Genomic DNA, 11,362 nt, shown 5'->3' on the forward strand with positions numbered 1-11,362 from the left:
TCAAAACCTGTCCGATCATGTGGGAATCCCTGGGAAAGAGCATTCTGCGTTACCGTATCTTCTTCCTCCTGCTGCTGCTCGCCGGCACCGCGTATATGGGCTGGCAGGCCAGTAAGGTGCGGATCTCCTACGAGTTTACGGCCGCCATTCCCACCGACAACCCGAAGTACCTCGCCTACCAGCAGTTTCGGAAGCAGTTTGGCGAAGACGGCAACCTGCTCGTAATCGGGGTGCAGAGCGAGCGCTTCTTTCAGAAAGATTTCTTCGACGACTACCGCCGCCTGCAGGCCGACGTAAAAAAGGTAGCCGGCGTGGAAGGGGTGCTGGGCGTGCCTTCGGCCGTGGCGCTGGTGAAGAACGACTCGCTGCAGCGCCTCCAGGCGCAGCCCCTCTTCCCCGACAGCCTCCGCACGCAGGCCGGCCTCGACTCCGCCGCCGCCCGCTTTGGCACGCTGCCTTTCTACCGCGGCCTGCTTTATAACGCTGCCACGCATGCCTACCTCACCGGCGTCACCATCAACGGGCCGCTGCTGCTCACGCCCAAGCGCGCAGAGACCATCGGCGCCATCGCGCAGCTCGCCAACGACTTTGCCGCCCGCCACAAAACCGAGGTGCACCTGAGCGGCCTGCCCCTCATCCGCACCCAGGTGGCGCTCAAGATCCAGAAGGAGATGCGCTGGTTCACCATCGGCTCCTTTGCCCTGTCGGCCCTCATCCTGCTGCTGTTCTTCCGCTCGCTGTCGGCCACGGCGCTCTCGCTGGCCGTGGTGGCCATCGGCGTGGTGTGGAGCTTCGGCACCCTGCAGCTCCTGGGCTACAAGATCACGCTGCTGACGGCGCTCATCCCGCCGCTGGTGGTGGTCATCGGCATCCCCAACTGCATTTACTTCCTGAATAAATACCATACGGCCTGGCGCCAGTATGCCGACAAGAATACGGCGCTGGTGCAGATGATCGCCAAGATGGGCGTGGTCACGCTGTTCTGCAACATCGCCGCCGCCATCGGCTTCGCCGTGTTCGCCCTCACCAGGAGCGCCGTGCTCCGCGAGTTCGGCGCCGTGGCCGGCATTTCCATCGGCCTCCTCTTCGTGATCTCCCTGCTGCTCATCCCGCCGGTGCTGGCCTTCAGCGGCGCGCCGAAAGAGCGGCACCTCCGCTACCTCGATAACCAATTCCTCCAGACCTGGCTCGAGCGCCTCGAGCGCTGGGCGCTGCATCACCGTAGAGGCATTTACATCGCTACACTGGTGCTGCTGGCCGCCGCCGTGCTGGGCACGCTGCGCCTCCGGAGCGTGGGCTACATCGTGGACGACCTGCCGAAGACCGACAGGATCTACGCTGACCTGAAATGGTTCGAGCGCGAGTTTCACGGCGTGATGCCCCTGGAGATCGTGGTGGATGCGAAGCGCCGCAAGGGCCTCCAGCGCGACATCCCGGGCAACCTGCAGCGCATCGACTCGCTGGTGCAGTTCCTCAAGGCGAAGCCTTACGTGGGCCGCACGCTCACGCTGTCGGAAATTTCCAAGTTCCTGCGGCAGGCCTTCTACGAGGGCGACAGCGCCATGTATGCGCTTCCTTCCGACTTCGAGCTGCCGGCGCTCAAGGATTATATGGCCGTGCGCAAAGACAGCACCGGCGGCGGCCCCACGGCCGTGGAGAAGCTGCTACGCACCCTGGTGGATTCCAACTGGCAGAAGGCCCGCGTGTCGGCGGCGATGATGGATGTGGGCTCGGCCCGCCTCCCCGGCATCCTCGACTCGGTGCAGGCCCGCGCCAACCAGTTGTTTGACACTTCGAAATACAACGTGCAGATCACGGGCGGCTCGGTGACCTTCCTGGAAGGCAGCCGCTTTATCATCAACGGGCTGCGTGAAAGCATCTTCTGGGCCTTCCTGCTCATTGCCCTTTGCATGCTGTACCTGTTCCGCTCCTTCCGCATCCTGCTTTGCTCGCTGCTGCCCAACCTGATCCCGCTGGTGATCACGGCGGGGGTGATGGGCTGGGCCGGCGTTCCGCTCAAACCCTCTACGGTGCTCGTGTTCAGCGTCACGCTGGGCATCGCCATCGACATCACGATCCGCTTCCTCGTCAACTACAAGCAGGGCGCGAAGGCGCTGTCGGTGGAGGAGAACGTGGTGGAAACGATCCATTCCACGGGCCTGAGCATCCTCTATACGTCGGGGGTGCTGATCGCCGGTTTCGTGATCTTTTGCTTCAGCGGATTCGGCGGCACGCAGTCGCTGGGATGGCTTACCTCGCTGACCCTGGTGGTGGCGACGGTGGCTAACCTCACTTTATTGCCGGCGCTATTGCTGGACCTGACGGGCAAAAAGGGGCGCTCAACGGTAAAAACACCTAGCCTATAAAAAAAATAGACTTGTTGTAACAAATTTTTAACTGAGAGGTTAAATTCGTGCAACTTTCGGGAGACATCGATTGTCTACCCCGATACCGCCGCGATAGATTCGGACTGACCAAAACACAAAACTGCTTGGACTAACCCTCATCACCCGCACTCGATGCGGAAGCGCGCCGGCAAGGACTGCTTTAACTGTTTTTATAAATACGTATGCACATGAGAAAAAATCTACTCCTCGGAGTGGGGATGCAGCTATTTAGCTTGTCCCTGCTTGCTCAGGACCGGACCGTCACAGGCCGCGTCACTGACGAAAACGGGGCGCCGATCCCCAGCGTGTCTGTCCAGATCAAGGGCACGAACCGCGGCACGGTGACCGATGCGAATGGTAATTACACCATCACGGTTCCCAACGGCGTCAAGTCGCTGACCTTTTCCTCCGCCGAGTACCAGGCTATCGACCGTTCGATCGGCGGCAGCACCGTCAACATCTCCCTCCGCAATGCCGACCGCAGCATGGAGGAAGTAGTGGTGGTGGGCTACCAGGTTCGCCGCAAGAAAGAAGAAGGCGGCGCCGTATCCACCGTGAACGGCAAGGCCATCCAGAACCTGCCCAACGTTTCGGTTGACCGCGCCCTCCAGGGCCGCGCCGCCGGCGTACTGGTGCAGGCCAACAGCGGTATCCCCGGCGGCGGCATCAACGTGCGCGTCCGCGGTACCGGTACCTTCGGTTCCAACGCCGCTAACCAGCCCCTTTACGTAGTGGACGGCGTGCAGATGAACATCGGCGGCAACGCTTCCTTCACGGAAGCCAACGCCCTCGCGTTTCTCAACCCCAACGACATCGAGTCGATCGACGTACTGAAGGACGCCGCCTCGGCTTCCATCTACGGTTCGCAGGCCGCCAACGGTGTGGTGATCATCACCACCAAGAAAGGCCGCGCCGGCAAAACCCGCTTCAGCCTCAACGCCTACACCGGCGTTTCGGAGCGCATGAAGAAGCTCGACAACCTCAGCACCGCCGAATACATCCAGGCGCGCGCCGAGGCCGACTTCAACCGCTACGGCCCCCAGACCCCCGGCTACACGTTCCTCGATTCGCGCCAGTGGGCGCTCGGTGAGCTGAGCAACGCCACGGGCCTGAGCTACAACACCATCTTCGCCCGTGCCTACAACGACAAGCAGATCGACTCCATCATCAGCACCCTGCCCAACGTAGACTGGCAGGATGAGACGATGCGCCGCGGTTCGATCCAGAACTACGACCTGTCGATGTCGGGTGGTAACGACAAGACCACCTTCTACCTCGGTGGCGGTTACACCTACCAGAGCACGATCTTCAACAAAGTTGACTTCAAGCGTTATACCCTCAGCACCAACCTCACGCACAAGGCTACCGACCGCCTGACCCTTGGCCTGAAGATGAACCTGAGCACCTTCGAGCAGCAGACTCCTTTTGCTACCAACGGCTCGTTCCTGGGCAACCCGGCCTTCTCGGCCGCCACGATCCTGAACGTGAACCGCGTGTACAACGCCGACGGTACCTACTTCGGCCTGCTGGGCAACAACCAGTCGCTGGCCGGCGCGCTGAACCAGAACATCGTAGCCGTTAACGACTACAACAGCGGCCTGCAGCGTACCAACCAGTTCGTAGGTTCGCTCAACCTCGATTACAAACTCCTCAGCTGGCTCAGCTACCGTGCCTTCGTAAGCCTTGACTACCGCCTGGTACAGGGACAGCAATACCGCGACCCCCGCACCAACGACGGCTTTGCCGTAAAAGGCCGCGGTACCGTGGAAAGCAACTGGGGCACGAACCTCCTGACGACGCACACCCTGAACTTCGACAAGTCGTTCGGCTCCTTCAAGACCGACGGTTTCGTTGGCTATGAAGCCCGCCGCGACTTCTCCGAAAGCATCAACGGTGAGAACATCGGCTTCCCCACGCCCGACTTCGTTACCCCGGCATCCGGTGTGACCCCCACCTTCGTGGGTGGCGCCTGGAGCGGTTACAAGCGCGCTTCGGTACTGGGCCGCGTAAACCTGGGCTACAGCCAGCGCTACCTGCTGTCGGTAATCGCACGCCGCGACGGTTCTTCCAAGTTCGGCCGCGAAAACCGCTTCGGTGTATTCCCCGGCATCATCGCTACCTGGGTGGTGGACCGCGAGAAATTCATGAAGCGTGCTGACTTTATCTCGTCGCTCCGCCTGCGTGCCTCCTGGGGCCGCACCGGTAACGACCTGCCGCTGGGCAACTTTACCTGGCGCGGTCTGTACGGCAGCGGTTCGCAGTACAACGGCAATGCCGGTATCACGTACAACTCGATCGAATCCCCCGACGTAAGCTGGGAGATCAACGAAACCGCCAACTTCGGTCTGGACTTCGGTTTCTTCCGCAACCGCATCACGGGTTCGGTGGAGTATTTCAACCGCAAATCGAAGCAGGCCCTGCTGACCAACCCGCTTAGCTACCTGACCGGCGTTGGCGGCTTCCCCAGCAACGTGGGTGAGATCACCATCAACGGTACGGAACTGACCCTGAACGGCGAAGTGCTGCGTCCGCGCACGGCCGATGGGCTCCGCCTCAACCTCGGTGTGACCTTCGCGTACAACTACAACAAGGTGAGCAAGATCTACGGTGGCTATGAAGTGCTGCCCGGCGATCCCTCCGTACGTGTAGGCCGCTCCATCAACAGCATCTTCACGCAGGTATACCAGGGTGTGAACCCCGCTACCGGCCGCCCGATGTTCCTCGACACCTTTGGCCACATCACCTACTCGCCCCAGGCCCGCGACCGCCGCTACATCGGCGACGCCGAGCCCGACTACTGGGGTGGTGTAACGGCTTCGTTATCGTTCAAAGGCTTCAGCATCGACGCCCTCCTCGGCTACGAGTTCGGTCGTCTCGCTACGGATGGCCAGATCAACTTCATGATCGAGAACGCCGCCCGCACGATCAACGCCTGGCAGTATTCCTACGACAACCGCTGGCAGAAGCCCGGTGACATCACTTCGTTCCCGCGCATCTTCGAAGCCGGTACCGAGCCCGGTGGTGTGAACGCCGCCAGCGCCTCCAGCCGCCTGTGGCGCAAGGCCGACTACCTCCGCCTCCGCGACCTGCGTATTTCCTACGACTTCTCCGCCAACGTGCTGCGCCGCCTGCACCTGTCGGGTGCCAAGGTGTACGTGCAGGGCCAGAACCTCTGGACCTCCAGCGACTGGTGGGGTTACGACCCCGAGTTTGTGGGTACGTCGACCGGTATCATTCCTCAAACCAAGAACTACAACATCGGTATCCAACTTGGATTCTAACTGTTTAATCGAACGAACAACATGAAAAAGATTCTATATAATATCACCTGTGGCGCCCTGCTGCTGGCCTCTATGACGGGCTGTAAAAAGCAGCTGGAGCTGGATCCGAAACAGTCGGTGGACGTATCGGTGGCCCTCACTTCCCGCGAAGGCATCAATGCCGCCATCACCGGCGTGTACGCGTCCCTGAAATCGACCACCAACTACGGCCGCGACCTGCTCGCCGTTTCCGAGGCCCTCGCCGACAACGCGTTCGCCACCCAGAAATCGGGCCGCCTGCTGGCTGAAAACCAGAACGGCACCGGCTCGCACTTCGTGCTCTGGCAGAACAACTACTACGCCATCGCGCAGATCAACCAGGTGCTCGCCGCCATCCCCAGCCTGAACGTGTCGCCCGCCGTTACTACCGCGGAGCGCAACAACTGGGAAGGCCAGCTTTTCTTCCTGCGCGCCCTGATGTACCACGACCTCGCCCGCGTTTACGGCTATGAGCCCGGTATGGGTGTTCAGGGCCAGGACCGCGGTTCCGTACCCGTGATGCTCGCAACCCCCGGCACGATCCCCCAGGCACAGGCTACGACGCCCGCGCGCGCCACGGCCGACTCGGTGTACCGCCGGATCTATGCCGACCTGGACTCCGCCAACCGCCGCCTCACTACCAGCAACGCCGGTCTGCCCTTCGTGGCTACCAAGGTTGCTGCCCAGGCCCTCTTCGCCCGCGTGGCCCTCTACCGCCGCGACTGGGTGAACGCCGCCCGCTGGAGCGACTCCGTGCTCAACGTGCCCGCCAACGTTGCCCGCCTCGCCACTACTTCGAGCTACGTTTCGAGCTGGACCTCGCAAACGAACCCCGAATCGCTGTTTGAAATCCGCTTCGCCAACCAGTCCGAGAACATCGGTGTGAACACGTCGCTGCAAACGTCGTATACCACGCTCGGTGAGCGCGGCAAGCCGTCGCTGACGGTAGGCTTCGGCGACCTCGTACCCGCAACCCCGATGCTGCAGGCCCTCGGCTTTACCGGCATCGCGGCCAACGGCGCCGGTGGCACCTTCACCGGTCGTTCGGACGATGTCCGCAACCTGCTGTTCGAGTCGGGTACTACCGGCCGTGGCACGGCGCGTATCGAGTGCACCAAGTTCATCGGCAAGAACGGCGTCGCCAACCTCGACAACGTTCCGGTGATCCGCATCCCCGAAGTATACCTGATCCGCTCGGAAGCCCGCCTCAACAACGGCGACGTAGCCGGCGCCCTGGCCGACCTGCAGAAAGTGAAGCAGGCCCGCTATGCCAACTACGCTACCACGCAGCAAAGCTTCGACAACGGCCTGTCGGCCAACACCGGTCTGCCGATCGTTGCGCCCACGGCTCCCGCCGCTACCACGCTGTACGGTGAGATCCTGAAGCAGCGTCGCCTCGAGTTCGCCTTCGAAGGCCACCGCTGGTTCGACTTCAAGCGCCTCGGTCTGACGATGCCCAAGTCTACGGCTACGCTGTACACCGGCTACACGGACTTCAAAGTGCTGGCACCCATCCCCGTTCGCGAAACGGATGTGAACCCCAACATGGTTCAAAACTTCGGTTACTAATTTCTAAAGCGATTTCAGATGAAACAATTCAAAGCAATACTACCCTTGCTGCTTGCTGTAGCTACCTTCAGCGCCTGCACCAAGAACGAGGATAAAGTTTTCGATAGCCAGCCGCTCGTAGAGTGGGACGCGGCTACCTACAACGCCCGTACGTCGGGTTATCCCTTCCCGCTGCTCACCCGCGTGCCCCAGGCATACGGCCGCAACGTGTTCACCTCCGCCACGGCCTACGGCGCCCCCGCCGACCCGGCCCTGACGCGCCTTTATGTGGCACCGGCACCGGCCACTACCACCGACACCGTTACGATGCGTGTGAACCTGGTAGGCCCGCAAATGGACCACGCCCAGACCTTCGCCGTAAGTGTGGAGCCGAATTTCAGCACCGCCGTGGAAGGCACGCACTACATGCTGATCGACCGCACGGTGACGATCCCCGCGCACTCGAGTTTCGGCTATGCGCGCTGGCGTGTGCTCAACCCCGGTCCCCTCACGCCCGGCGGCATTCCCACGGTCAACGTGGTGTTCCAGCTGAGCGGCAACAGCGAGGTGCTTGCTTCGGAGAACTACAAGTATATCGGCTGGGGTATTGCCCAGTAATCCCGCCACTTTTGATGACCCTCAAACGCAATGAAAATGAAGTTGAATAAACTGTTCCTGAGCGCCTCTATCGTGCTGCTGGCCGCCCTTGGCCTCGCCAGCTGCGACAAGCGCGAGAATAACATCGCCTACCCTCCCGGGGTAGCCGCCAACGTGGCGACCGTTGCGGAAAGCAATGGCCTGACCATCTTCGCCAACGCGCTGCGCCGCGCCGGCATGGACTCTACCTTCTCCTACCTCGGTCAGTACACGATCTTTGCCCCTACCGACTCTGCCTTCGCAGCCGCCGGTATCACGGCATCGGCCGTTTCGAGCCTCCCGGTGGAGACGCTGCGCACCCTGCTGCGCAACCACATCCTGTCCGGACGTACTACCCTGATGTCGTTCCTGCCCGGCCCGAATGCCGTGTACACCAACCTGAACCGCGACACGCTGTTCGTAACCGGTGTAGGCACGCCTCCGACGGCTTTCTACATCAACGGCCGTAAGGTGACGCAGACCGACATCTCCGCCAACAACGGGGTGATCCACAAGATCGCCGGCGTGCTGGCACCGGCCGGTGGCAACTTTACCACCACCGTAGCCCTGATGCCCAACCTGAGCCTGTTTGCCGCCGCCGTTCAGCGCGCCGGCCTCACCAACAGCTTCAACAACGTAGGCAACCGGTGGACGGTTTTCGCACCCAGCAACGCCGCCTTCCAGGCTGCGGGCTATGCCGACGTGAACGCCATCAATGCTGCCGATCCGACGGCACTGAGCGCCCTGCTGCGTTACCACGTTGTTCCGGCTACCTCGCTGACCCAGTCGGGCCGCATCGCGTTCTCGTCCGACCTCACAGCCCGTTACGCCAACACTACCCTCAACACGGTTCAGGGTACGGCCATCACCGTTGGCGCCGGCGGCACCACGGTGAAGGGCACCAACAGCGCTGCAGCTTCCAACATCACTACGAGCGACATTCTCTACCGCTCGGGTGTGCTGCACGTAATCGATCGCGTGTTAATGCCTTAAATAACACAGTTTAGCAGAAAGAAAAAGTCCCCCGCCAGCTGGCGGGGGACTTTTTTATTGACGGATCTCCTGGCTTATTTCAGCTCCTGCGCCAGGCGGGCATCGAGCGCTTCGCCGCGCAGGCCCATCGCAACGATGGTGCCCTCCGGATTGACCAGCACGTTGAAGGGAATGCCTTCGAACCCGTAGGCCGGCACCGCCTTGCTGTTCCAGTATTGAAGATCGCTCATGTGCGGCCAGGTAAGGCCGTCCTGGCGGATGGCGGCCGTCCACGATTCCTTGTCGCGGTCGAGGGAAACGCCCAGCACGGTGAAATTCTTGTTCTTATACTTCTGGTAGGCGCGCACCACGTTGGGGTTTTCGGCGCGGCAGGGGCCGCACCAGGAGGCCCAGAAATCGACCAGCACCCATTTGCCGCGGAAGGAAGCTACCGACAGGGGCTTGCCTTCGGGATCGGTGAGGCTCAGCTCCGGCGCCGGCTTGCCTAGTAACGCTGCCGAAGCGGCGCTGATGCCGTCGGGATTGGCGGGTTGCTGCGCGGCGCGCGCATCCTGCTGTTGCTGCTGGGCGGTAACGGTTGCTTTCAGCTCCGCGAGGCCGCTGTTCTTCGGAAAGCGGCTCACTGTTTCATTGAGCAGGGCGTTGAACTCCTCGCGGGTAAACGGGTCCACGCCGAGCATCCGGTTGGCGGCATAGGCCTGGTAGGAGCCGAGCGCGAAGACCGACAGCGCCGCGCTGTTGCTTTGTTGAATGACGTTGCGGGTATAGCTCTTGAAGGTGCTGGCCGCTTCCTGCCGTTGCCGGTCGAGGCCGCCGAGCAGGCTGTCGGCTACACCGGCGCGCGTGAGGCTGTCGCGCTGGCGGGCGAAGGCCACGAGGGTCGACAGCTGGCGGTTGTTGGCGTCGATGTGGCTGGTGAGCGCTTTGCTGGCCGGCGATCCTTCCACGGTGAAGGGATGCTCGTTGTTGAGGGGATCGGCGCTGACGTGTATCTGCGTGGCGTCGTTGATGACGGTGGCAAAGGGATCGCGCGACCCGGCCACGCGCAGGAGGTATTGCGTTTCTTCGGTACGGTTGCCCTTGAGTGTAAAATGGTCCTTCGCATCGGCGCGGGCCGAATCCACGATCACGGGCGCATTGCTGTTGAAGCTGGTTTCTTCGAGGTAGATGGTGGCGCCCTGCGCGCCTTTATACGTGCCATCGACCGTAAAAGCGCCGGTAGTTTTCGTTTGACAGGCCGCCAGCAGCACGATGGCGGCCACGGGGAGAAGAAGCGTTCGTTTCATGGGGCAAAGATCGGTGCCGCAAGCGGCAGGAGAGAAAGAACGCAGACTTTTATGATTTTTAAGATTAGCGCAACTATACTTGCGTGCGCCAGCAAATCATAACTCTGCGTATCCCGCTTGCGGGATCTGCGTTCTTTCTCTACGTGTCGAAGGCACGAAAAGGCCCCGGCGGGAGACGCCAGGGCCGTAAGGTATATGCACATAAGAAACTAAATCAGAGGTCGGCGGTCTTGATCTTGCGGGGGAACTTCACTTCCAGCTTCTGCTCTTTGCCGCCGCGCAGCACGGTGAAGCTGAAATTGCTTCCCTGGCGGGCGCGAAGGGTGATGCGCTTCAGGTCGTCGGTGCTGCCGATGTTGTCGTCGTCCACTTTCGTGATGATGTCGTCCACCTGGAGGCCGGCTTTTGCGGCGGGGGTCTCTTCATCCACATCGGTCACTTTTACGCCCTTGCCGTCTTCGGTGTCCTGGATCGATACACCGAGGCGCGGGCGATCGCTCGAGCGGAAGTAGTAGGCGCCGTTGGGAGGCATGGGCACGGCGGGTGTGGGCACCTGTATATCGAAGCTGGGAACGCGCAGGTTGAAGTTGTGCAGGCCCTTCCACTTGGAGAGCTCGGCGGTCACCGTTTGCTCTTTACCATCGCGGAGGAAGGTCACCTTCACCTTGTCGCCGGGCTTATGGGCGCGGATGGCGCGGGTAACGTCGCCGTCGCCCTTCACCAGCACCTCATCGATCTTCGTAATGATGTCGTCCTTCTTCAGGCCGGCCTTCTCGGCGGCGCTGCCTTCGGTAACACTGTTTACCTGGGCGCCTTTTTCCACCAGGTCGGTCACAACGCCCAGCATGGCGCGGTGCTCATCTTCGCCGAAAAAGCTGGGGCCGTCCTCGTCGTTGGAATACACCCAGGTATTACGGCCGCCGATCCCGTTGATACTCACGTGGCCGCCGCGCTTGACGGTGGTAACGTTCACATTCACGTCGGGGCTCTTATCAGCTTCCTTGCCGTTTACCAGCACCTGGTTGCCTTTGATCTCGATGGTGGTTTTGTCGTCGATGTTCCCATCGCGGGTGATGACGATCGTTTGCAGCTCTTTTTCCTTGCTCTTCGCGGCAGGCTTATTCTGCGCCAGGGCAGGCAGCGCTACCAGCGCTCCGGCCACCGCCAATCCTTGTAATACGATACGTTTCATAAGTTTTGTATTTGGCTACGT

At 61.3% G+C, this 11,362-nt stretch carries 7 protein-coding genes; 5 read left to right on the forward strand and 2 right to left on the reverse strand.

The window, feature by feature from the left end:
- Nucleotides 1–17: 17 nt before the first annotated feature.
- The 5 genes from E0486_RS10290 to E0486_RS10310 all read left to right on the forward strand — a co-directional run bounded on the left by E0486_RS10290 (nt 18) and on the right by E0486_RS10310 (nt 8,863).
- A complete protein-coding gene (locus E0486_RS10290) occupies nt 18–2,366 on the forward strand; it encodes an efflux RND transporter permease subunit (RefSeq protein WP_131852087.1) in 2,349 nt (782 codons plus the stop codon).
- Between the two features lie 209 nt (nt 2,367–2,575).
- Nucleotides 2,576–5,668 (forward strand): SusC/RagA family TonB-linked outer membrane protein, encoded by a 3,093-nt coding sequence (locus E0486_RS10295; RefSeq protein WP_165917280.1) that lies wholly within the window; start codon nt 2,576–2,578, stop codon nt 5,666–5,668.
- A gap of 21 nt (nt 5,669–5,689) precedes the next feature.
- Nucleotides 5,690–7,255: a RagB/SusD family nutrient uptake outer membrane protein gene (locus E0486_RS10300; RefSeq protein ID WP_131852089.1), complete on the forward strand. Its 1,566-nt coding sequence runs from the start codon at nt 5,690–5,692 to the stop codon at nt 7,253–7,255.
- Between the two features lie 18 nt (nt 7,256–7,273).
- Nucleotides 7,274–7,852: a DUF4843 domain-containing protein gene (locus E0486_RS10305; protein WP_131852090.1), complete on the forward strand. Its 579-nt coding sequence runs from the start codon at nt 7,274–7,276 to the stop codon at nt 7,850–7,852.
- Nucleotides 7,853–7,888: 36 nt separating this feature from the next.
- Nucleotides 7,889–8,863, forward strand: coding sequence for a fasciclin domain-containing protein (locus E0486_RS10310; protein ID WP_165917281.1), 975 nt, complete (start codon nt 7,889–7,891; stop codon nt 8,861–8,863).
- A gap of 74 nt (nt 8,864–8,937) precedes the next feature.
- Here the strand turns inward: E0486_RS10310 and E0486_RS10315 are convergent, their stop codons facing one another.
- Both E0486_RS10315 and E0486_RS10320 read right to left on the reverse strand, forming a co-directional pair.
- Nucleotides 8,938–10,149 carry a TlpA family protein disulfide reductase gene (locus E0486_RS10315; protein ID WP_131852092.1) on the reverse strand — a complete coding sequence of 404 codons (1,212 nt, stop codon included), beginning with the start codon at nt 10,147–10,149 and terminating at the stop codon, nt 8,938–8,940.
- 214 nt (nt 10,150–10,363) lie between these two features.
- Nucleotides 10,364–11,341: a PDZ domain-containing protein gene (locus tag E0486_RS10320; protein ID WP_131852093.1), complete on the reverse strand. Its 978-nt coding sequence runs from the start codon at nt 11,339–11,341 to the stop codon at nt 10,364–10,366.
- Between the last annotated feature and the right edge of the window lie 21 nt (nt 11,342–11,362).

This window comes from Flaviaesturariibacter aridisoli, from assembly GCF_004343705.1.
GTDB classification, from domain to species: Bacteria; Bacteroidota; Bacteroidia; order Chitinophagales; family Chitinophagaceae; genus Flavisolibacter; species Flavisolibacter aridisoli.